The organism is Microbispora sp. H10949 (assembly GCF_014161435.1).
GTDB classification, from domain to species: Bacteria; Actinomycetota; Actinomycetes; order Streptosporangiales; family Streptosporangiaceae; genus Microbispora; species Microbispora triticiradicis.
Window position 1 is genome coordinate 404,255 of sequence record NZ_JABBWZ010000004.1, and the last position, 22,251, is coordinate 426,505.

General features: G+C 73.3%; 20 protein-coding genes. 8 read left to right on the top strand and 12 right to left on the bottom strand.

The genetic code is table 11. The features are described 5' to 3' along the window. Positions 1–11: 11 nt before the first annotated feature. The 3 genes from HHX40_RS12165 to HHX40_RS12175 form a co-directional block, all read right to left on the bottom strand. Positions 12–1,010 (bottom strand): lactonase family protein, encoded by a 999-nt coding sequence (locus HHX40_RS12165; RefSeq protein ID WP_182880648.1) that lies wholly within the window; start codon positions 1,008–1,010, stop codon positions 12–14. A 137-nt stretch (positions 1,011–1,147) separates the two neighbouring features. Further along, the gene (locus HHX40_RS12170; RefSeq protein ID WP_182880649.1) at positions 1,148–1,891 is read right to left on the bottom strand and encodes a sensor histidine kinase; all 744 of its coding nucleotides are present in this window, start codon (positions 1,889–1,891) and stop codon (positions 1,148–1,150) included. 123 nt (positions 1,892–2,014) lie between these two features. Beyond that, on the bottom strand, positions 2,015–2,701 hold the full coding sequence (locus HHX40_RS12175; RefSeq protein WP_220499019.1) for a TetR/AcrR family transcriptional regulator: 687 nt from the start codon (positions 2,699–2,701) through the stop codon (positions 2,015–2,017). A 196-nt stretch (positions 2,702–2,897) separates the two neighbouring features. Between HHX40_RS12175 and HHX40_RS12180 the strand changes: the two genes are divergently transcribed. The 3 genes from HHX40_RS12180 (at position 2,898) to HHX40_RS12190 (ending at position 5,614) form a co-directional block, all read left to right on the top strand. Beyond that, on the top strand, positions 2,898–3,920 hold the full coding sequence (locus tag HHX40_RS12180; RefSeq protein WP_182880651.1) for an aldo/keto reductase: 1,023 nt from the start codon (positions 2,898–2,900) through the stop codon (positions 3,918–3,920). Between the two features lie 130 nt (positions 3,921–4,050). Further along, positions 4,051–4,956 carry an alpha/beta hydrolase family protein gene (locus HHX40_RS12185; protein WP_182880652.1) on the top strand — a complete coding sequence of 302 codons (906 nt, stop codon included), beginning with the start codon at positions 4,051–4,053 and terminating at the stop codon, positions 4,954–4,956. Between the two features lie 277 nt (positions 4,957–5,233). Beyond that, complete coding sequence (locus tag HHX40_RS12190; RefSeq protein ID WP_182880653.1) at positions 5,234–5,614, top strand: hypothetical protein; 381 nt, start codon at positions 5,234–5,236, stop codon at positions 5,612–5,614. Positions 5,615–5,654: 40 nt separating this feature from the next. Here HHX40_RS12190 and HHX40_RS12195 read toward each other — a convergent pair whose 3' ends face one another. The 3 genes from HHX40_RS12195 to HHX40_RS12205 form a co-directional block, all read right to left on the bottom strand. Further along, positions 5,655–6,239 (bottom strand): hypothetical protein, encoded by a 585-nt coding sequence (locus HHX40_RS12195; RefSeq protein WP_182880654.1) that lies wholly within the window; start codon positions 6,237–6,239, stop codon positions 5,655–5,657. Positions 6,240–6,732: 493 nt separating this feature from the next. Next, positions 6,733–7,722 (bottom strand): Acg family FMN-binding oxidoreductase, encoded by a 990-nt coding sequence (locus HHX40_RS12200; protein ID WP_182880655.1) that lies wholly within the window; start codon positions 7,720–7,722, stop codon positions 6,733–6,735. A 69-nt stretch (positions 7,723–7,791) separates the two neighbouring features. After that, positions 7,792–8,454, bottom strand: a complete 663-nt coding sequence (locus HHX40_RS12205; RefSeq protein WP_182880656.1) for a CBS domain-containing protein — start codon at positions 8,452–8,454, stop codon at positions 7,792–7,794. Between the two features lie 281 nt (positions 8,455–8,735). On the opposite strand from HHX40_RS12205, the gene HHX40_RS12210 reads away from it, so the two are divergent. Then, on the top strand, positions 8,736–9,437 hold the full coding sequence (locus HHX40_RS12210) for a CBS domain-containing protein (RefSeq protein WP_182880657.1): 702 nt from the start codon (positions 8,736–8,738) through the stop codon (positions 9,435–9,437). Between the two features lie 208 nt (positions 9,438–9,645). Continuing rightward, a complete protein-coding gene (locus HHX40_RS12215) occupies positions 9,646–10,530 on the top strand; it encodes a PRC-barrel domain-containing protein (protein WP_182874614.1) in 885 nt (294 codons plus the stop codon). A 298-nt stretch (positions 10,531–10,828) separates the two neighbouring features. Here HHX40_RS12215 and HHX40_RS12220 read toward each other — a convergent pair whose 3' ends face one another. The 6 genes from HHX40_RS12220 to HHX40_RS12245 form a co-directional block, all read right to left on the bottom strand. Then, on the bottom strand, positions 10,829–11,428 hold the full coding sequence (locus HHX40_RS12220; RefSeq protein WP_182880658.1) for an FxsA family protein: 600 nt from the start codon (positions 11,426–11,428) through the stop codon (positions 10,829–10,831). Between the two features lie 83 nt (positions 11,429–11,511). After that, positions 11,512–12,255: a polyprenol monophosphomannose synthase gene (locus tag HHX40_RS12225; RefSeq protein WP_138461107.1), complete on the bottom strand. Its 744-nt coding sequence runs from the start codon at positions 12,253–12,255 to the stop codon at positions 11,512–11,514. Further along, positions 12,255–13,823 (bottom strand): apolipoprotein N-acyltransferase, encoded by a 1,569-nt coding sequence (gene lnt, locus HHX40_RS12230; RefSeq protein WP_310738059.1) that lies wholly within the window; start codon positions 13,821–13,823, stop codon positions 12,255–12,257. The genes HHX40_RS12225 and lnt overlap by 1 nt, the downstream gene beginning before the upstream one ends. Before the next feature lie 540 nt (positions 13,824–14,363). Beyond that, complete coding sequence (locus tag HHX40_RS12235) at positions 14,364–16,715, bottom strand: HelD family protein (protein WP_182880660.1); 2,352 nt, start codon at positions 16,713–16,715, stop codon at positions 14,364–14,366. A gap of 99 nt (positions 16,716–16,814) precedes the next feature. After that, entirely contained in the window at positions 16,815–17,288 is a 474-nt protein-coding gene (locus HHX40_RS12240) for an Lrp/AsnC family transcriptional regulator (RefSeq protein ID WP_117408305.1), read from the bottom strand. A gap of 164 nt (positions 17,289–17,452) precedes the next feature. After that, complete coding sequence (locus HHX40_RS12245) at positions 17,453–18,577, bottom strand: M24 family metallopeptidase (protein WP_310741320.1); 1,125 nt, start codon at positions 18,575–18,577, stop codon at positions 17,453–17,455. A 209-nt stretch (positions 18,578–18,786) separates the two neighbouring features. On the opposite strand from HHX40_RS12245, the gene HHX40_RS12250 reads away from it, so the two are divergent. The 3 genes from HHX40_RS12250 to HHX40_RS12260 all read left to right on the top strand — a co-directional run bounded on the left by HHX40_RS12250 (position 18,787) and on the right by HHX40_RS12260 (position 22,243). Next, a complete protein-coding gene (locus HHX40_RS12250; protein WP_182880661.1) occupies positions 18,787–19,809 on the top strand; it encodes a PP2C family protein-serine/threonine phosphatase in 1,023 nt (340 codons plus the stop codon). 25 nt (positions 19,810–19,834) lie between these two features. After that, positions 19,835–20,725: a 5'-3' exonuclease gene (locus HHX40_RS12255; protein ID WP_182874674.1), complete on the top strand. Its 891-nt coding sequence runs from the start codon at positions 19,835–19,837 to the stop codon at positions 20,723–20,725. A gap of 72 nt (positions 20,726–20,797) precedes the next feature. Then, positions 20,798–22,243: a PLP-dependent aminotransferase family protein gene (locus HHX40_RS12260; protein ID WP_220499020.1), complete on the top strand. Its 1,446-nt coding sequence runs from the start codon at positions 20,798–20,800 to the stop codon at positions 22,241–22,243. Positions 22,244–22,251 lie beyond the last annotated feature (8 nt).

Below are 22,251 nucleotides of genomic sequence, written 5' to 3' on the forward strand. Positions count from 1 at the left end.
CCGCGGGCCGGTCAGCGGACGAGCACGCACGAGGGGGTGCCCACGGCCAGCACCTGGCCGCCGTGCTCCGGCAGCCCCTCCTTCAGCCCCAGCGCGACGACCGCGTCCGACCGCTGGCAGGCCACGTAGAGACGGTCGCCGTCGATCGCGAAGTGCCGGGGCCACCGGCCCCCCGCGGGCGCCTCGGCCACCATCCTGAGCCCGGGCCCGCCGACGGCGAAGACGGCGACGGTGTCCGGCCCCCGGTTGGCGACGTACAGGTGCCGGCCGTCGGCGGACAGGGCGATGTGGGACGGCAGGTTCTCCCCCTCGGCGCCGCTCGCCCGGACCATCCCCGCCTCCCGCCAGGAGGCGTCGTAGACGCGTACGGTGCCGTCGAGCTCGCCGGTGACGTACCAGTGGCCCTCGTGGTGCAGGAAGTGCCGGGGTCCGCTGCCGGGAGCCAGCCGTACGGAACCCTCCGGGTGCGGGCGCATGCCGGGCAGGAAGCGGCGGACCTCGTCGGTGCCGAGGTCGGTCACGTGCAGGACGCCGTCGGGGCCGAAGACGGCCATGTGGGCGTGCGGGCCCTCCTGCCGTTCGGGGTGGGGGCCCCGGCCCTCGTGCGGGAACGTCAGCGGGCCGGGCTCCGGCATGCCGTCCTCCCCCAGCCGGTACGCCGTGACGGTCCCGTCGCCGTAGTTGGCGATCGCCAGCCACTCGCCCCGGTCGTCGATCGCGAGATGGCAGGGCAGCGACCCGCCGCTCGGATACTCGGCCAGCAGGCGCGGGGCGGCCCGGTCCTCACCGGCGGCGAGGACCGCGAGGCCGCCCTCCCCTTCACGCTCGAGCACGGCGTAGAGCAGCGGCAGCCGGGGGTGCCCGGCGACGAAGGACGGCCCGGAGACGGCCGTCTCGGCCACCGTCTCCAGCCGCCCCTCCGCGTCCGGCCGGGCCACCGTCAGACCGGGGCCCGATCCCTCCGTGTCGGGCGTGTATCCGCCGATCACCAGGTCGCCGGGTCGGGGCATCGTCACTCCAGGGGGATGAGTCGGGCCGGTCAAGTGATCGAATGCTATCGGCGCGGCGGCCCTCCTCGGTCAAGGACCCGTCAGGCGGCGGGTCAGATGCGCCGTCAGGGGCCCTGTCAGACGGCCGGAAGCGCCTGTCAGGCGGCGGGCAGGCGGAGCACGAACCGGGCGCCGCCCGACGGCGCCTCCTCGACCTCGACGCTGCCGCGGTGGGCCTCGGCGATGACCCGGGTGATCATGAGCCCGAGCCCGCCGCCGTCGTGGCCGCGGTGGCCGCCGGCCCGGGTGAACCGCTGGAAGACCCGCCTCCGGTCGGCCTCGGGGACGCCGTCCCCGTCGTCGTCCACCAGCATCCGCGCGACCCCGTCATGCCGGGACACCTCCACCACCACACCGCGGCGGGCGTACCGCTGGGCGTTGTCCAGCAGGTTGGTGAGCACCTGACGCATCTGCTCGCGTACGGCGCTGACGTTGACCTGCCCGGACAGGCGGACCGTGACCGGGTGAGGGTCGCGGCGCGAGGCGACCTCCCGGCCGACGAGGTCGCTCAGGTCGACCAGCTCGCGCCCCTGCTCACCGGCCTGCCGCCCGGTGAGCAGCAGCATGCTCGTCACCACCGCCTCCGCCCGGTCGAGGCTGGGCAGCAGACGCCCGGTCAGCGACGCGACGTCGGCCTCGGCGTCCTGGGCGGCGTCCTCCAGCTCCAGCCGTACGGCCGTGAGCGGGGTGCGTAGCTCGTGCGACAGGTCGGCGGCGAACCAGCGCAGCCGATCGCACTCCGCGGCGAGGGCCTTCCGCGCGCGTCGTTCCATCATCGTGGCGGCGGCCGCATACACCAGCACGCTCGCCACCGCGTATACCGAGATTCGCTTAGTCCGCATCAGAACGCCCCGTACCCCTATCTCTTCTTCAGACATATACGACAAGAAGGGTTATGGGGTTGCAGGGATGCAGTTTTTACCTAATATCCGACATATGGGAAGGAGAAGGTCCGATTCATGCGCTCAAGAGTGAGCCCGGCTCGCATTGGCGCCATACCGTAGCCCGTCAACGAGCAGCCCGACCATGCGCCGGCTGAAGGCCGCCCCCTCGCCCGCCACAGGCAGGCACAGGTTGGCGACGGCGTAGAGAAGCTCCTCCGGGCTTACGTCGGCGCGGATTTCGCCACTCGCCGCCGCGGCGTCGAGCAGAGATCCGAGTGCGGGTCCAAGACGTCCCTGGAAGTAGCCGGGCAGGGCGTCGAACGCCGGATCGCCCGAGTGGAGGGCGGCGGCGAGTCCTCGCTTGGTCGCGACGAACTCGGTGTACCGATGGAGCCAGCGGGCGAGCGCCTCTCCCGGGTCGTGCTCCTCCATCAACACCGGGGCCGCCTCGGCACAGGCGTCCACCTCTCGCTGGAACACGGCCTTGACCAGGTCGGAGCGCTGCGGGAAGTGCCGGTACAGCGTGCCGACTCCGACGCCGGCCAGATCGGCGATCTCCTTCGCGGGCGCGTCCACGCCCGAGGTGGCGAAGACGGCTTTCGCCGCCGTGAGCAGGGAGTCGATGTTGCGTTGCGCGTCGGCCCGCAGCCGGCGCGGCGCGCGCCCGGGCGCGCCGGTGCCCGCGGAACCGCCCGTGGAACCGCCTGCGGTGCCGTCCGTGATGCCGTGTGTGCTGCCGGGTCCGGCCGGCGCCGTGTTCTCCGCCACGCCCCTCCTCCGCTTGCATAACCGGAAAGCCATTCCGTATAGTCGTTTCCGGAAAGCCGTTCCGCTTCGATTCAGGATACGGCACGCCCTGGCGTCCTCCGCCTCGGGCTTCACATCCCCGGCCTGCAGCCCCGGCCCGCACAACCGGCGGCCGCCGCCCGGCCTCCGCCACCCACTCGTCATCACGGGAGATCGCATGCGTTACCGACCCCTGGGCCGCACCGGCATCAAGGTCAGCCCCTTCGCCCTCGGGGCGATGATGTTCGCCACGTCCTTCGGCAATCCCGACCCCGACGACTCGATCCGCATCATCCACAAGGCGCTGGACGCGGGGATCAACTTCATCGACACCGCCGACGTCTACGGCGACTCCGAAGAGGTCGTGGGCAGAGCGCTCCAGGGACGTCGCGACCACGTCGTCCTGGCGACCAAGATGAGCCGCCCGATGGGCGACGATCCCAACCAGCAGGGCGCCTCGCGGCGCTGGATCATGATCGCGGTCGAGAACTCGCTGCGCCGGCTGCGGACCGACCACATCGATCTCTTCCAGATCCACCGGCCGGACCCCGACACCGACATCGAGGAAACCCTCTCCGCGCTCACCGACCTGATCCGCAGCGGGAAGGTCCGTGCGATCGGATCGTCCACGATGCCCGCCTCCGACATCGTCGAAGCGCAGTGGGTCGCCGAGCGGCGCGGCCTCGAACGGTTCCACACCGAGCAGCCGCCCTACTCGATCCTCAACCGCGCCATCGAGACCGAGGTGCTGCCGGTCGCGCAACGCCACGGGATGGGCACGCTGGTGTGGAGCCCGCTCGCGCAGGGACTGCTCACCGGCCGCGTCCGCAGGGGGCAGCACAACGACCTGCGCCGCGCGAGCCTCTTCCGGCACCTCAACGACGAGCGCCGGCTCGACGCCGTCGAACGGCTCGTCCCGATCGCCGAGAAGGCGGGCCTGCCGATGACCCACCTCGCGATGGCGTTCGCGATCGCCCATCCCGGCGTGACCAGCGCGATCATCGGGCCGCGCACGATGGAGCACTTCGACGACCTGCTCGCGGGCGTCGACGTCACGCTCACCGACGAGATCCTCGACCAGATCGACGAGATCGTCCCGCCCGGCACCGACGTCGGCACGCTCGACCAGGCCTACCTTCCCCCGGCTCTCCTGCGCCCGGAGCTCCGGCGCCGGCCGGTCACCAAACGCGCCGCCGCCTGACCAACGACCCTCGCGGCCGGTCCCACTCCGCACCGGCCGGAAAACCGCGACGAACCTCTTGGAAGAAGGACCTGTGAGCGCGCCGTTCACCGAAGCCGCCGGTATTCCCGTCGGCGATCCCACTCCTGTCATGACCTTCAGCCCTGTCGTGCTGCCGGTCCCGGGCCGGACCGTCGATCTGCGGATCAAGGTCTCCGCACCCGCCAGTGGGAGCGACCTGCCCGTGATCCTCCTGTCGCACGGCCACGGGCCGTCGAACTTCGTGTCCTCCCTGCACGGCTACGGGCCCCTCGCGGACTTCTGGGCCGCTCACGGTTTCGTCGTGATCCAGCCCACCCACCTGGACTCGATGACGCTGGGTCTGCGTGAATCGGACGACCCGGAGGCGCCGTCGTACTGGCGGTCCCGGGCCGAGGACATGCGCCACATCCTGGATCACCTCGATCAGATCGAGGCCGCCGTACCGGGACTCGGGGGACGCCTAGACCACAGCCGGATCGCCGCGGCCGGGCACTCGATGGGCGGGCACACGGTAGGCCTGCTGTGTGGCCAGGGGGTCGCCGATCCGTCCGGCGGGACGCCGGTGGACCTCTCCGACCCCCGCGTCAAGGCGGGGGTGCTCATGGCCCCTCCTGGCGGAGGCGAGGGCCTCGCCGCGTTCGCGGCCGAGCACTATCCGGTTCTGCGGACCACCGGCTTCACCGCGATGACCACGCCCGCCCTCGTCGTCGTCGGCGAGAACGACCGGAACCCGGCGTTCTCCGATCGCGAGGACTGGCGCGCCGACGCGTACCACCTGAGCCCCGGCCCCAAGAGCCTGCTGACGCTGTTCGGGGCAGAGCACGGCCTCGGCGGCGTCGGCATGTACGACGCGGCGGAGACGACCGACGAGAACCCTGAGCGCGTCGCCGCGCTGCGGGCGCTCGTCTGGGCCTATCTCCGCACCACGCTCTATCCCGGCGACTCCGCCTGGAGCGACGCGATCGCCGCGCTGAACGGCATGCCCGATCCGCTGGGCACGGTCGAGTCGAAGTGAACCGGTCACCTGGTCCTGGCGGCTCCGCGCGGGCCTGCCCGCCGTACGGGCCGCCGGGGCCGGGCGGCGGGCTCGGGCAGCGGGCCCGGGCAGCGGCGTGAAGCAGCGGCGTCGGGCAAGGGGCAGGAGCGCCCCGGCTGACGCGGCGAATCGCCGTCACGCGGGTAATTTCGCGTTCTCAGCTTCCCCAAGACGCATGTCGGGCCCCAATAGTGCGGGTACGGAACTTATGCCACATCTGTTCGCTTAGCACCGGATTTGATAGGGGGGTTCTCCGGTGGCTCCTCTCCGCACGGAAGCTCTCCGATCCGAACCGGTCCCGCCGGTCCTGCGCCTCGTCCTGGCCGCGCTGCTGGCCGCCGCGGCGGCCGCGGTCACCCTCGCGGTGCCGCCACCGGCGGACGCCGCCACGGCGCACCGCCACCGGCCGCGCGCGGCCGCGGCCAAACACGGCCACAGCGTACGGCAGGTGGCCCGGGGCTCCCGGACCCACGTGAGGGCCTACCGGTCCGGCAACGGCCGGTACAACCAGAACCTCCTCGGCGTCTACACGCCGTCCTTCCTGGGCGGCCCGCAGCAGAGCACCGTCACCAACGCCGGGCAGAACAACGTGCAGAACGCCTACGGCGGCGGCGACGTCTGCCAGTTCATGCGGTGACCACGACGGCGGCCGGTGGTCGCCCCACCGGCTCCGCCGGTCAGATCCGGTGCCTGCGCCACCGCTGGTCGGCGTCCGCCCAGGCCGCGTCCCACTCCCGGTAACGGGCGCGGTCCAGCCGCCGCCGCGTCAGGACGAGACAGGCGGCGGCGAGAGCGACCGCGGCCGCCATGACGCCGGAGGCGGCGAGCCCCGCCCTGGCGGTCATCTCGGCCCGATGCGGCGGCGGCGTGACCGGCCTGCCCTGACCGTCGATCCACAGCCGGGCGCGGGGCCCGTCCCGCAGCAGGAGGGCCGCCGGCACCATGCCTTCGCGGACCCCGCCGTCCGGCAGCGTCCAGCGCGCCGCGGTCGCCCCCAGCAGGACGTGCGCGTCGGCCGCGCTCGCGGTGGCCTCGCCCGTCAGCGTCGCCTCGACCAGGTGCCGCGCCCCCTGCCCCGCCGCGGGCCCGCCGCCGTACGCCGCGCGGGCGGCCAGCGCGGCCGGCCACACCGCCAGGAGGACGGCGACCAGCGCGGCCGCCACGAACCCCGCCTCGAGCCGGTCCGACCGGCGGCGCAACGGGTTGCGGTCGGGCCGGTAACGACGCAGCCCCGCAACGACCCAGACGGCGATCGATCTCATGGCACACCTCCCAGGCATGGTTCTCGCGCCACCGTCGGCTCCCAGGAGAGTGCCCCCCGAGCGTCCCCCAGAGTGAGCCTGAGGGCCGCTGCCGGGAGTCCGGCGAAACCAGACGGCGTGGGCGGGATCTCGGGCGGGCCGGCGGTCCGTGTCCACTGCCCACGGCTCCGCCTTCCACGCACGCGCGAGCCACCCGGAAGCGAGGAGATCCCGGCCCGCGAACCAGGAGTGCCGCTGACGCGGACCGGAGGGAGAAGGAAGCGACTCGCGTCGCGGGGCGCACCCGGGTGAGCCGGATCGGTGCACCAGGTCTCAGCAGGGCGTCAGCTCGCCGGCGTGCCGGACGGTCGAGCGGCCTGTGCGGCCTGCCGGCGAGCCCCGGCGCTCGGCGCTCGGCGCTCGGCGCTCGGCGCTCGGCGCTCGGCGCTCGGCGCTCGGCGCTCGGCGCTCGGCGCTCGGCGCTCGGCGCTCGGCGCTCGGCGCTCGGCGGAGCTTACTCCAGGACGTCGGAAGGGGTGCGCCGGACGCTTTCGCTCTCGTCGAGGACGAACCCCATCCTCATGATCATCTGGGGCGCCTCGCCCGAGCACAGGTGCCTGCGGATGAACTCGCGCAGCTCGCACATCTCCAGCGCCTGGGTGTGGAAGGCGGCGCTCACCCCGTACGCGGAGGCGTGCAGCAGCATCCGCTGCAACCCCTCCCCCGCGATCAGCCAGTCCTCCCGGGCGTCGCCCGGCGTGCAGAGCAGCGCCACGAGGCCGGTCGAGGTGGAGACCCGCTCCTCGGGGGCCGCCCCCCACTCGTGTCCCCTGCTGTAGTCGCGGGACGCGAAGTGCTGCGGGTAGGTCCGCCGGGGATCGGTCGGGTAGCCCGCCACCGGCACGCCGTCGCGCCGCGCGCTGCCCGGAGGCCGGGCCCAGCGCATGAGTTCGAGCACGAACTGCCGGTCCTGCGCCTGCACGTCCTGGGCGGCCCCGGTGAGCGCGGCGAGCACCCGTGCCGGAGCGTCCGACCTGACGGGCGCGAGGTGCGCTCCCTCGGCCGCGGCCTCCCGTACGAGCGCGTCGGTCAGGGGGTCGGGCATGGGCAGCGCGGTGAACCCGGCCCGATGGGTGCGGCGGCGCTGGACCTCCCCGTACAGCAGGCGGGTGTGCTCGCCCGGCTCGCGACCCGGCCGCACCCGCACCGTGGCCAGCAGCATCGGACCCTCCGGATTGGGCAGCCGGCGCACCTCGGGCTCGTACCCGAGCGCCATCAGCGTGATCCGCACGTTGAACAGCGCGGCGCCGCAGCTGATGGTCATCTGCCGGCCGGTGGGATCGGAGACGCGCAGCCTCCGGTCCGGGTCGGCGCGCAGGCTGATCTCGTCGCCGGAGACGGCGAACGTCCAGGGCTGGGTGTTGTGGATCGAGGGCGCCCACAGAGCGGCCTCCACGGCCTCCCGCGCCGCCTGCGCGATCCCCTCAGATGTCCGAGTGTTCACGATCTTTCCCTCTCACGGGGCGCGTACCGCCCGGCCTCGAAGCGCCGCGGCGTGCCGCCGCGCGCCGCGCTACAGCAGCGGCGGCGCGATGAGCAGGTCGTCGACGAGGAAGGCGAGGTCGTCGGCGTCGACCTCGACGACGCCCTCGACCCGGCGGACGGCGTGCAGCAGCGGCTTGACGGCCGACCTGCGGGGCACCTGCCCCTTGATCGTCACCACTCCGCCGGAGACGTTGACGTCGAGGTCGCCGAAGTCGAGATCCATCCGGTCGACGACCCGCTCGATCTCGGCCCGGATCTCCGCCGCCGGCCGCGCGAAGACGCGCAGCAGGTCGCCCTGGTGCACGGTGCCCACGATGCGGCCGCTCACCGCGTCGATCACCGGGAGTTGCTTCACGCGGTTGCGGTGCATCAGCCGGGCCGCGTCGCGCACGGGGGTGCCGCCCGTCACCGTGATCGCCGGCCGCGTCATGATCTGCCCGGCGTTCGCACCCGCCGCCTTGCGCTGCTCCACGCGCCGGCGCGGACCGCTGAAGACGCGCTCGCCCAGGTCGATCTCCTTCAGCAGCATGTCGTCCTCGGAGACCACCCCGACCGGGCGCCGGTCGGCGTCGATGACGGTGACCGCGCCCACTCCGAACCGCCGCATGGTGGCGACGAGGTCCGCGAACGACGCGTCCATCCGCACCGCGATGGCCACCCTGCCCATGACATCCTTCACCTTCGCCGTCATGACGACGCCTCCCGTCTCTCCATGCCAGCGTGCCCCGCCCGCGTTCCCGCGGGTGAGCGGTGAAGGTCCCGAGTGGACGGGACTTTCGGCCACCGATCCGCGGCTCCGGGGCGGGCGCGTCGGCGGCTGGACGGATGGCCGGACGGGCGGCTGGACGGGCGGCCGGACGGGTGGCGGGGTGGTGGCGAAGGGCCCGGCCGGGAGGGTCGTCGGTCCCTTCGCGCCCGGTCCGCGGCGCGATGCGATGGGAGATGAAGGGACCCGTCCGGAAGGAGCCGGTCATGCACATGAAGGTGCGGGACGTCATGACGAGTGAGGTCGCCTCCGTCAACGGCAGCACGCCGTTCCGCGACGTGGCCGAGATCATGATCGCCCATGGAGTCAGCGCGGTGCCCGTCGTGGACGGCGAGGGGCACGTCATCGGCCTGGTCTCCGAGGCCGACCTGCTGCGCAAGGAGGAGTTCCGCGAGCAGTTCTACCGCGAAGGCTACCGGCCGCCCCTGCGCGCCCGTCTCCGCGAGGCCGTGGGCCACGGGACCGTACGGACCCAGGAGCGGGCCCGTGGCGTGACCGCGGCCGAACTCATGTCGGCGCCCGCGGTCACCACCCGGCCGTACACCAGCGTGGTCAGCGCGGCCCGCTTGATGAGCGAGCACGGTGTGAAGCGCCTGCCGGTCGTGGACGACGAGGACGTGCTCGTCGGCATCATCAGCCGCCACGACCTGCTCAAGGTCCTCGCCCGCGGCGACGCCGACATCGCCCGCGAGGTACGCGAGGACATCGTCGGCACCTGCCTGTGGGCCGACCTGTCGGGCGTCGAGGTGTCGGTCGAGAACGGGGTCGTGACCCTCACCGGCGCCGTCGGACGCCGCTCGCACGCACGCGTCCTCACCCGGATGGTCGAGCGGACCAACGGCGTGCTCGGCGTGGCCGATCGCCTCGAATGGAAAGAGGACGACCTCGGCCCCTGGGAAGGGCACTGACGGAGGCGGCCGCCGCCCGGGACGGGGGACGACGAATTTTCCGCCGGATCCCGTGCCGCGGCGGTCAGCGTTGACCTGGGCAGACGCGGACGGAGAACGGGTACGGCGGAGACGCGGCCGCCCGTGTTTTTCCGCGGGAGTGGTTTTCGCGGGCCGATCGGCGGTAGCGAGAAAAGAGACCGATCAAGCGAGAGACAAGGAGAAGCACGTGATCACCCACGAGCAGATCCCCATGGTGCTCGACCACCCGGTCCACGACTCGAACGGCGACAAGATCGGCGACGTCGCGCACGTCTTCCTGGACGACGCGACCGGCCTGCCGAAGTGGCTCTGCGTGAAGACCGGCCTGCTGCACACCAAGGAGGCCTTCGTTCCCCTCCACGAGGCGAACGTGACGGCCGGCGGGATCGAGGTTCCGTACGACAAGGAGCACGTCAAGAACGCCCCCGACGTCGACCTGGACGAGGGCGGGCACCTGTCCGCCGAGCAGGAGCGCCTGCTCTACCGCCACTACGACATGGGCTGGGACGAGGCCTGGGAACGCGCCAACGAGCCGGGCAGCCTGACCGGCTGGGCCGACAGCGGCGGGCGCCGCGAGCGTGAGCGCCTGGGCCACCCCGGCGAGACCGCGGACCGCGCCGGCGACGGCACGGACTACGCCGGTACGGGGACGGACTACGCGGTGACCCGTCGCGGGGAGCGGTACGGCACCGACGACCCGTCGCTCGGCTCCATGGACCGGCTGGACGCCGAGATCCCCGGCACCCGGCCCGGTGAGCCGCTCGCGCCGCGGGACCCGGCGACCCGCTCCGGCGAGCTCTTCGGCGGCGGCGACACCGGCGTCTCCTCCAGCGAGCCGTACGACATGGACGACCCGGCGACCAGGTCGAAGGAGCGGTTCGAGGGCGGCGACCCCGTGAGCGGCTCCGGGGAACGGTTCGTCGGCGACGCCGAGACCCGCGCCGAGAAGCGCTTCGACGCCGATCCGGACATCCGCGCCGGGCAGCGTTTCGGCACCGACGCGAAGACCCGCGACCGCTACGAGGATCCGGACGCCGAGCGGGACCGCGATCATCGGGGCCCCGGCCTCTGATCCGGCCGCCGATCCCGGCTCCTTGAACGGGCATCCGCCCGTCACCAGCCCCGTTGCCCCGGTGTGCCTCCGCCGCCGGGGCAGCGGCGTGCCCGGACCCCCACCGCGTCTGACCCACCGCATCGGACCCATCGCGTCGATTCGTGCCGGGGCTGGGACGGCCCCGGCGAAGCGGGCCAGGGCAGTGCGACCGGCCGTCGCCGGGCACTCGCAGGGCTCCCCCGCCGCGTCGGCCCACTGCGTCGACCAAGGCCGGGGCCGGAACGCGGTGGCGAGGCGTCTTGGGCCGGGGCTCGGGTCAGTGCGAGCGGCCGTCGCCGGGGGCCGGGAAGGGGTCCTCCTCGATCACCTCGCCGCGCACCACCCTGTTGCGGGAGCCTTCCGCGCGACCGGACCGCGCCTGACCGAACCCTGCCTGACCGGACTGTGCCTGACCGGACCGTGCCCGGTCGGACCCCGCGGGGCCGAATCCCGCCGGGTCGGACTCCACCTGGCCGAACAGCGGCGCGTACGGCGAGCGGGCGGCGAGCGACCGCACCCGGCGGCCGAGGAACCACGACAGCCACCGGCGGGCGATCGGCCGCGTGAACGGCAGGATCAGGAAGAACCCGAACACGTCGCTGAGGAAGCCGGGGGTCAGCAGCAGGGTGCCGCCGGCCACGATCATCGCGCCGTCGGCGAGCTCACGGTCGGGCATCCGCCCCGACTCGACGGCGCTGCGCAACGCGGCCCACGCCCGCCGTCCCTCCCGGCGCACCAGCCAGGCCCCGACGAGGCTGTCGGCGATGAGCAGGGCGACCGTCTGCCACCCGCCGATCACGCTGCCCACCCGGATCAGAAACCAGATCTCCAGGACGGGCACCACGAGGAACCCCAGGAACAGCCCGATCCGCACCATTTCTCGCCCCACTCACCCCGGCACCCGTACGTTGCGGTCAACGTCCCCGCGCCCGCCGGGGTTCCTGGGGATCTCCCCCGCGCCTATCGCCGTGGGCGAAACCGCTCCCCCAGGCCGGCGATACCCCAGAGGGCGACGCGCCAGAACGCCTCAAGGATGATCTTACGGCTCATCTTGCTGCTGCCCACGGTGCGCTCGACGAACGTGATCGGCGCCTCGGTCACCCGCAGGCCCTGCCGCACGGTCCGGAGCGTGAGGTCCACCTGGAAGCAGTAGCCCTGCGACTCGACGCCGTCCAGCTCGATCTTCTCCAGGGTGGCCGCGCGGTAGGCGCGGAAGCCCGCCGTGGCGTCGCGGACCGGGATGCCGAGGACCAGCCTGACGTAGGTGTTCGCGCCCCGGGACAGGAACTCGCGCGAGGCCGGCCAGTTGACGGTCTTGCCGCCGGGCACCCAGCGCGAGCCGATGGCCAGGTCGGCGCCGTCGGCCACCGCGTCGAGCAGCTTGTGCAGCTCCTCGGGCTGGTGGGAGCCGTCGGCGTCCATCTCGACCAGCACGTCGTAGCCCTCGGCGAGGCCCCACCGGAACCCGGCGATGTAGGCCGCGCCCAGCCCCTGCTTGCTCGTCCGGTGCAGGACGTGGACGTGGTCGTCCCGCTCCGCCAGCTCGTCGGCGATCCGGCCGGTGCCGTCCGGGCTGTTGTCGTCGGCGACGAGGAGGTGGACGTCGGGCAGCGCCTCTCGCAGCCGCCGCGTGATCAACGGGAGGTTCTCCCGCTCGTTGTAGGTGGGGACGATAACGAGCACCCGCCCTGGGGTCCGCTCCATCAGCTTCTCCTCCGCCCAGAGATGGCCCCAGAGACGGCCGCCACCGTCGCTCCGGCTCCCATGAGTACCAAAACCCACTCCGGTAGCGCACCTACCCTTGCCGCCACCGTCTTCTGCGTCCTGACCGGCACGTCCAGCACGTTCATGCCCGCCACGAGCTCACCGGTCCGCCAGCCGACCCGGCCGTCCGGGCCGACGTACGCGGAGATCCCCGTCGTCGCCGCGGTGACCACCGCGCGGTTGAACTCCACCGCGCGCAGCTGCGACATCGCGAGCTGCTGCGGGGGCAGGTTGGTGAGCGCGTAACTGGCGTTGTTGGTCTGCACCACCAGGGGCGTGCCGCCGGCCAGCACCGCGTCACGCACCGTGCCGTCGAACGCGACCTCGTAGCACTCCACCGCGCCGATCGTGACCGGCCCCATCCGCAGCGCGCCCGGCCGGTCGCCCGCGACGGACTGCCGGCCGACCAGGTTGGCCCGCGACGACAGGGCCAGGAACAGGTCCTTGAACGGGGTGTACTCCCCGAACGGCACCAGCCGCCGCTTGTCGTAGTACGCGCCGGGGCCGGTGACCGGGTCCCAGACCACGCCACGGGTGGCCCGGTTCTCGGCCCCGATCTTGACGACCGCGCCGACCAGGACCGGCACGCCGACGTCCTTGACCGCCGAGTCGATGACCTCCCGGGCGTACGCGCTGTCGTAGGGGTCGATGTCGGTGGAGTTCTCCGGCCAGACCACGATGTCGGGGCGCGGAAGCGTCCCGGCGCGTACGGCCTGCGCCATGCGGTGCGTCTCGTCGGCGTGGTTGCGCAGCACGACGGCGGGTTCGTCGCCGAGGAAGTTCATCCCCCGCCCAGGGACGTTGCCCTGGATGACCCCGATCCGCACAGTCCTGCCCTCGTCGCCGGGCCGGGGCACGATCAGCCCCAGCACTGGTACGGCTATCGCGGCGAGGAACGTTCCGGCAACCACCCGGTCCGCGCGCCATCTCGGCGGACGCCCTCTGACCAGCGCGGCGAGCAGCGCGCCCGTGAAGGCCACGGTGAAAGTTACAAGCGGCGCGCCGCCCAGGGCGGCGAAGCCCGTGTACGGCGACTCGCCCTGGCTGAAGGCCAGCCGCGCCCACGGGAAGCCGCCGACAGGGAACAGTCCCCGGGCCCATTCCTGCACCACCCACAGGCAGGCGACCCACAGCGGCCACAGGCGCAGCCGCATCACGAGCGCGGCCGCGACGGCCAGCGCCGCCCAGAACAGGCTCTCGACGCCCACCAGGGCCAGCCAGGCGTCGTCCCCGATGGGACGGACCCAGGCCAGCGCGGGCAGCAGGAACGCGAGCCCGCCCGCGTACCCGATCCAGGCGGCCCGGCGCGGTCGGGCGCCGCGCAGCGCGACGGCGAGCAGCGCCACGCCCAGCGGGGCGCAGAACCACCAGCCGAGCGGCGGGAAGGCGAGGTAGAGCAGTACGCCGCCCGCGACGGATGCGGCGAGGCGGGCCGGTGCCTCCGGCACCCGCCACGAGCCCGCGCGGGAGGCGGCCGCCGCCGGCTCCTGCGCCGTCTTCAATGCCACGGAGCGGTCTCTCCTCGCCTCTTCCCAGCACCGGGGCATCTGTCGTGAGCCCGATGACCTGCCGCGAGCCGGTGCCACGCCTGCCCGTACTCACCGAGGTCCAGCGTCGCAGACGACTCCGGAGCCCGCCAAACCGAGCCCCGGCCACTCTACGGCCGCCACAGTGGTGATCTTCGCGAAGAGGAGAGGGGTAAGGGGTCCCGGGCGCCCTTCGGACCGGTTCCGTCCCGTCGGCGGCGGGCGCGGAGCTCCGTTGTCTACTGGGCGCCCGGGCCCCTCCTGGGTCCAACCCCCCGGCCGGCTGGGGTGCCCCGCCTAGGCGGGACGCGGCTCTACGCCTGGTGTGCTGACGGAGGTATCCCCAGGTCAGGCCCGGGAGCCACGCTCCGTCATCGACGCAGGAGCCGACGGCGCCACAGTACGGCCAACCGGTCAGTCCCGTGCTGGACTGCGCAGCAAACTACCGACCTCAGCGCAGTTGTCAACCACTCCCTGACCAGCGCAGACATCACGTTTCCGCAGGTGGGAAGGGGGCCTGGATCAGCGCCGTCCCAGTCCCTCCAGAACCTGCGGCAGCTCACCCCTGTGGACGACGCCGAGACGGCTCGTGGCACGGGTGAGGGCCACGTAGAGGTCGCTCGGCCCGCGGGACGACTCACGCAGGATCAGCCCCGGCTCGACCACGATCACCGCGTCGAACTCCAGCCCCTTGGCCTCGGCGACCGGCAGCACCGCGACCGGCGCGTCCAGCGCGGCAGGGCCCGTGCCGACGGCGGCGCCCGGCACCGCCGAGCGGACGATCTCCCCGATCTCCGCCGCCATGCCCGCCGGGACGATCACCACGACGCGGCCCTCCTCGACCACCTCGGCCGCGGCCAGCGGGCCCGTCTCGGCCAGGGAGGCGACCGGCAGGGCCCACGGCCGCTCCCCGGTCTCCCGCACCGACTCCGGCGCCTTGAGGTCGGGGCCGACGAGCTGGAGCACGCGGGCGGCGACCTCCATCAGCTCGGCCGGGGTGCGGTAGTTGACGGTGAGGCGCTCCTCGCGCCAGCGGCCCGCGACGTACGGGTCGAGGACCCGGCCCCAGCTCGCCGCGCCCGCGGCCGACCCGGTCTGCGCGATGTCCCCGACGATCGTCATCGACCGGCTCGGGCAGCGGCGCATCACCATCCGCCAGGCCATCTCCGACAGCTCCTGCGCCTCGTCCACGATCACGTGGCCGAAGGCCCACGTACGGTCCCGGGCGGCCCGCTCGGCGGTGGTGAGGTAGGGGTCGTCGGCCTGGTGCCGCTCGGCGAAGCGCTCGGCGTCCATCACGTCGGCGAGGCCGGTCAGCTCCAGCACCTCGCGGGCGTAGGCGATGCGCTCCTCGCGCTCCTGCTCGGCCCTGCGCGCCGCGCGCAGCACGCCCTCGTCGATGTCGCCGAGCAGCTCGGCGGCCTCGTCGAGCAGCGGCACGTCGGCCTCGCTCCACCAGTTCTCGCCCTGCTTGTCTCCGGCCTTCTCGCCGGGCCCGTCCCCGGGCCTCTCGCCCGTCCTGGGCGGCTCGCGCAGCAGCAGGTCGCACTCCCGGGCGTCCAGCCCCGCCGCGGCCATCCGGCCGCGGTCGGTGAACAGGCCGATCAGCAGCTGCTGGGGCGTGAGGTACGGCCACAGCCGGTTGAGCGCCACCCGCACCGGTTCCTCGGTGCGCAGCTCCTCGCGCAGGTCGGCGAAGTCGGCCTCGTCGAGCGAGCCCCGCCCGAGATGCCGGGCCGCCTGCCGGGTGAGCGCGGTCAGCAGGTGCCGGACGAACACGGCCCTCGCCTGGTTGTGCGGGCGGCGCGAGCGGCCGGCCTTCGAGCGGGCCGCCTCCAGCGTCTGCCGGTCGAGGGAGAGGGTGAACTTGTCGAGCCTGATCTCCACGGGCGTGCGCGGCATCCGCTGGCGCTCCCGCACGGCCCGCTCGATCACGCGGGCCATCGCGCCCCGGCCCTTGACCGCGGCGGCCTCGGCGGGCTCCCGCCTGCCCGGGGTGACACCCGGGTACAGCTCGCCGACCGTGGACAGCAGCACGTCGGTCTCGCCGAGGGACGGCAGCACCTGCTCGATGTAGCGCAGGAACGTGAGGTTGGGCCCGAGGATCAGCACGCCGCGGCGTTCCAGGCGCTCCCGGTAGGTGTAGAGGAGGTAGGCCGCGCGGTGCAGGGCCACCACGGTCTTGCCGGTGCCCGGCCCGCCCTGGACGACGAGCACGCCGTTCAGGTCACTGCGGATGATCTTGTCCTGTTCGGCCTGGATCGTCGCGACGATGTCGCGCATCCGGCCGGTGCGCTTCTCGCCGAGCGCGGCCAGCAGGGCCGCCTCGCCGTTCAGCGTGGCCCGGTCGGCGTCGCTGATGCGGTCGAGGTCGAGCAGGTCGTCGTCGATCGAGGTGACCGTGCGGCCCCGGCTGTGCAGGTGGCGCCGCCGGGTGACGCCCATCGGGGCGGCCGGGGTGGCCCGGTAGAACGGCTGCGCCACCGGGGCCCGCCAGTCGATGAGCAGCCGGTGCTGGTCGTCGTCCGACAGGCCGATGCGGCCGATGTAGAGCCGCCTCTCGTCGGCCCGGCCCTCATCGGCCCGATCTTCTGCCGCGTGGCTCTCTTCCGCCTCGTTCTCGTTCTCTTCGGCGAGGTCGAGGCGGCCGAAGCACAGGCCGTGCTCCACGGCCCACAGACGGGCGAGGCGCTGGGCGTACATGCCGGCGAACGAGTCGCGCTCCGAACGGTTCTGGTGGGTGCCGGAGGCCCCCTGGGCCAGCACGGCGTCGAGCTGCCCGCGCGTGCGTTCCCGCAGCACGTCGAGGCGCTCGTACAGCGTCGCGACGTACTTCTGCTCCCGGGCCAGCTCGCCCGTCGAAGATGGTGGCATAGGCCGCCAGATTCTACGTGCCGTCCCGCCCTTTTCCAGCATCGGGCGCGACGTCGTCCCACTGTGCACCCTGGCGGGCCGTTTGACCGGTTTGGTCGGTCACCCCTCGGCGGCTCCTGCCTCCGGTTCTCTTCCGAGCACCGGGGAGCGGTAGTCGTACGGCGTACTGAGGACGACCGTCGTGCGGGTGCTGACGTTCGCGGAGGCGCGGATCTGCTGGAGCAGTTCCTCCAGGCCGAGCGGAGAGGCGACACGCACCTTGAGGATGTAACTTTCATCCCCCGCGACGCTGTGGCAGGCCTCGATCGCGGTCAGATGGCTGAGCCGCACCGGGGCGTCGTCCGGCGCGGAGGGGTCGTTCGGCTTGATCGAGACGAACGCCGTGAGGGGAAGCCCGATCTCGTCGTAGTCGACGAGCGCGGCGTATCCACGGATCACTCCGCGCTTTTCGAGCCTGCGTACGCGCTGGTGCACGGCGGAGACCGAGAGCCCGGTCTCCTTGGCCAGATCGGTGAAGCTCATCCGGCCGTCCGCCGCCAGCAGCGTGACGATGCGGCGATCTATCTCCTCCACCCCAGCAACGGTAGCGGCGGCGGGACCCGGCCGGGGAATCGCCGCCGGACCCCTTCCGCGATGGAACGATCTCGCTCCCGGATGTGCCCCGCCCGCGCCGCCCGGGCCGGTCCTGACCGTCGGGGTCTCGCGGACGACGCGCTCCAGCGGGACGATCTCGGCGATCACACGACGACGAGCTCCCTGGTGGTGCCGTTCAGCCGCTCGCCCGCCGTCTCGCCGCAGACGACGATGTCCTCGATCCGGGCGCCGTGACGTCCCGGCAGGTAGATTCCGGGCTCGACGGAGAACGCGAACCCCGGCCGCATCTCCTCGGTGTTGCCCGCGACGATGTACGGCTCCTCGTGGGTCTCCAGGCCGATGCCGTGCCCGGTGCGGTGGACGAAGTACTCTCCGTACCCCGCCTCGGCGATCACCTCGCGGGCGGCGGCGTCCACGGACTCGCAGGTCACCCCGGGCCGCACGTGGGCGCAGGCGGCCTCCTGGGCGGCCCTGAGCACCTCGTAGTACGCCGCGAAGTCGGCCGGCGGCTCACCGACGCAGTACACCCGGGTGGAGTCGGAGCAGTAGCCGCTCGGCATCGTGCCGCCGATGTCCACGACGACGGGCTCCCCGGGCCGGATCACCCGGTCGGTCAGCTCCGCGTGCGGGCTCGCGCCGTTCGGGCCGGAGCCCACGATCACGAAGTCGACCCGGGCGTGCCCCGCCTCGACGATCGCCTCGGCGATGTCCCTGCCGACCTCGCGCTCGGTGCGGCCCGCCTTGAGCAGCCCGGGGACGAGGGCGTGCACGGCGTCGATGGCCGCCCCGGCCTCCGCCAGCGCCGCCTTCTCGGCGGGCGACTTACGCATCCGCAACTCACGCAGCACGTCGCCGGCCAGCGTCTGCTCCGCGCCGGGCATCGCCGCACGGAACCGCAGCGACTGCAGCGCCCACATGCGGTCGGCGAGCCCGACCCGGGCGACCGGGCCCAGGCGGCGGGCCACCTCGGCGAACGGGTCGTCGGTCTCGTCCCAGGCGACGAACTCGACACCGAGCCGGGAGGCGGGCGAGTGCTCCGCGGCGGGCAGTTCGAGACGCGGCACCATCAGGAACGGCTCGCCGGACGCCGGCACGACGAGACAGGTCAGGCGTTCGAGCGGCATGGCGTCGTACCCGGTGACGTAGCGGAGGTCCGGGCCGGGCGTCAGCAGCAGCGCGTCGAGACCGGCGCGGCCGGCGGCCTCGCGCACGGCGGCCGGGCGGGTCGTGGGATACAGGGCGGAGGCATCCGGAGACGTCGTTGTCACGATGCCCAATCTAACGAGATCCGGACCCCGATGGCGTACACGGGGACCCTTAGCACAGACGCACGCGGGCGGGCCGCGAGAGGCAGCGGCTTATTCCACGCCGTAGAAGAATTCCAATCCTCGGGGTAAGCACTACTGCTACGCTCCGCGTCAGGACGATCACGAATCGTCCGCACGACAGTGCAAGAGCGGCATCGAGAGCGAGACAGATGGTCGGCGTAGTGGGCGGCGCGAAGCCCGCCCTTCCCCCCGCGGACAGCCCGGACGTGACTCCCGCCGCCGCCTCCGTCGGCACCCTTCCCGCCGGAGCGCCCTCGGGCGTCGCCGTGCCCGAGCCGGGACCCGCCGAGTACGGGCCCCCTCCGGCGCTGCTGGAGCCCGTCCCCGAGCGGGTGCCGGAGACGGTCGCGGACGCCGGCGGACGGCGGTGGGCGGAGCTGGTGGTGACCGATTCCTGGCGGCAGACACAGGAGGCGCGGGAGCGCGCCGCCGAGGAACGGCGCGTCACGCTGGCGCTGCGGGAGGCGATCCTGCCCGAGCCCGGCGCCTCGATCGAGCTGCCGTACGCCCGGATCGCGGTCCGGTACGTCCCGGCCGGCCGGGAGTCGAGCCTCGGGGGCGACTGGTACGACGCGGCCCCGCTCCCGGACGGCCGCATGTTCCTCGCCGTCGGCGACGTGTCGGGGCACGGCCTGCCCGCGATCGCGGAGATGGCGCAGCTGCGGCACGCCCTGCTCGGCCTGAGCATGACCGGGGCCTCCCCCGGCATGCTGCTGTCGTGGCTGAACGCCCTGGTGCTCACGCGCCTGGACGACACGACCGCGACCGCGGTGTGCGGCCACTTCGACCCGGCGTCCCGCCTTTTCACGTGGGCACAGGCGGGGCATCCCGCCCCGATCCTGGTGCGCCGGGGGGGCGTGCGCCAGCTCGGGGCGCCCAGGGGAGTCGTGCTCGGGGCGACGTCGAGCCTGCCGTACGGGGTGGCCGACGTCCGCCTCGAGCCCGGCGACCTGCTGCTGATGTTCACCGACGGCCTCGTGGAGCGACGCTCACGTGACATCGGGGCCGGGGTGTCGCTCGTCATGCGGGCGGCCGCCTCGACCGGCGCGACCGGGGCCGACCTCGACGCGAGCCTCGACCGCCTGCTGGAGGCGATCGGCGGCCCCAACCCCGAGGACGACACCTGCCTGCTGGCGGTGGCGGTGACCGGAGACGGCCCGCGCACGGCCTGACAGGCGTGAGAATGGTCGGGTGCTGATGCTTCTCGACACCCCGTCGCTGTACTTCCGTGCCTTCTACGGGGTTCCGGACTCGGTGACCTCGCCGGACGGCATGCCGGTGAACGCGGTGCGCGGGCTCCTCGACATGATCGCCACCCTGGTCCGGCAGCACTCGCCCCGGGAGATCGTCGCGTGCATGGACGCCGACTGGCGTCCCGCGTTCCGGGTGGCGGCGATCCCGTCGTACAAGGCCCACCGGGTGGCGAGTGGCGACCAGGAGGAGGTGCCGGACACGCTGGCCCCGCAGGTGCCGGTCATCGAGGAGGTCCTGGACGCGCTCGGGATCGCCCGCGTCGGGGTCGACGGCTACGAGGCCGACGACGTCATCGGCACGTACGCGACCGCCGCCGGCACGGCCGTGGACATCGTCACCGGCGACCGGGACCTGTTCCAGCTCGTGGACGACGACAAGCCGTGCCGGGCCCTTTACACAGTAAGGGGAATTCGGAACCTGCAGGTCGTCGACGAGGCCTTCGTCCGGGAGAAGTACGGCATCCCCGGCCGGGCGTACGCCGACTTCGCGACGCTGCGCGGCGACCCGAGCGACGGCCTGCCCGGCGTCCCCGGCGTCGGCGAGAAGACGGCCGCCGCGCTCATCACCCGCTTCGGCTCCCTCCCCGCCCTGCTCGCCGCGCTGGACGAGGGCGGCGCCGACGGCTTCCCGGCGGGCGCGCGGGCCAGGCTCGCCGCCGCCCGCGACTACCTGGAGGTCGCCCCCGCCGTGGTCAGGGTGGCCCACGACGTGCCGCTGCCGGACGTCGACGTCAGCCTTCCCGCCGCGCCCCGCGACCCCGAGAGGCTGGTCGCGCTGGCGCAGAAGTACGGCCTGGACAGCCCGCTCAACCGCCTGCTCGCCACCCTGGGGTAGGCGCAGCGCCGGCAGGTCACTCGGCCTGGCAGGAATCGGTACACGCCGGTAGGGTCCGATCCCGTGGGGCGCGTGAGGACCAATTCCGGGCCGGCCGACGAGCTGCTCATCAAGCTGGACCGCGACGCCGGGGTGCCCCTGCACCGGCAGATCGAGACGTCCATCCGCGCCCGCATCCGGGCCGGCCTGATGCGAGCGGGCGCGTCGCTGCCGCCCACCCGCACCCTCGCGACAGGTCTCGGGGTGTCCCGCGGGGTCGTGGTGGAGGCCTATCAGCAGCTCGTCGCCGAGGGTTACCTCGTCAGCCGGTCGGGCGGTTACACCCAGGTCGCCGCGTCGATGCCGCCGGCCGGCGCGGCCCCCACGGCTTCCGCGGCTTCGACGGCGCGGCCGGCCGCGCGTAGTGCCGGCCTCGGTGCCGGCTGCAGGGTCGACTTCGGGTACGGGCGCACCGACGTCTCACAGTTCCCGCGGGCCGCATGGCTGCGCTCGGTCCGGACCGTGCTCACCAACACGCCCAACGACCGGTTCGCCTACCTCGACGGGCGTGGCGTGCCGGAACTGCACGAGACCCTGTGCGACTACCTCAACCGGGTGCGCGGCACCGCGGCCGTCCCCGGCAACATGGTGATCTGCAGCGGCTACGGGCAGGGCATCTCGCTGCTGATCCAGGTGCTCGTCCGGCACGGCGCCAGGCGGATCGCCCTGGAAGACCCGTCGTCCAACGACGACGCCCGGGTGCTGGCCGGCGCCGCCGGTCTGGACGTGGTCGGCATCCCGGTGGGGCCGGACGGCGTTCAGGTCGACGCCCTCCATCGGGCCGACGCCGATGCGGTCGTGCTCACGCCGTCGCACCAGTGGCCCACCGGAGGAGTGCTGTCGGCCGCGGCGCGGGCCGAGGTGATCCGCTGGGCGGAACGCCGCGGCGCGATCGTGGTCGAGGACGACTACGACGCGGAGTACCGCTACGACCGGTCGCCGGTGGGCGCCATGCAGGGCCTGGCGCCCGATCACGTCGTCTACTGCGGTACGGCCAGCAAGACGCTCGCTCCGGGGTTGCGGCTCGGCTGGCTGGTGGTGCCTCCCCATCTGGTCGCCGACGTCGCCGCGGCGAAGGTGCTCGCCGACCGCGGATCGCCGGTCATCGACCAGTTGACGTTCGCCGACTTCCTGGCCCGCGGCGAGTTCGACCGCCACCTGCGCCGGATGCGTCCGGTGTACCGCCGCCGCCGCGACGCGCTGCTGGGCGCCCTGCGCACCCACCTGCCCGATCTGGAACCGGCCGGAATCGCCGCCGGGCAGCACGTGGTCGCCTGGCTCCCGCCCGGCCTCGACGAGGCGGCGGTGGTGACGGCCGCCGCCCGGCACGGGCTCGCCATCCACGGCGTCGGCCCCTACCGGATCGCCGGCACCGGACCGGGTGGCCTCATCTTCGGCTACGCCACCCTCGGAGAGGCCGCCATCGCCGAGGGGGTCGCGCTGCTGGCGACGGCCATCAGAGACGTACGGGCACCCTGATCCCGCGT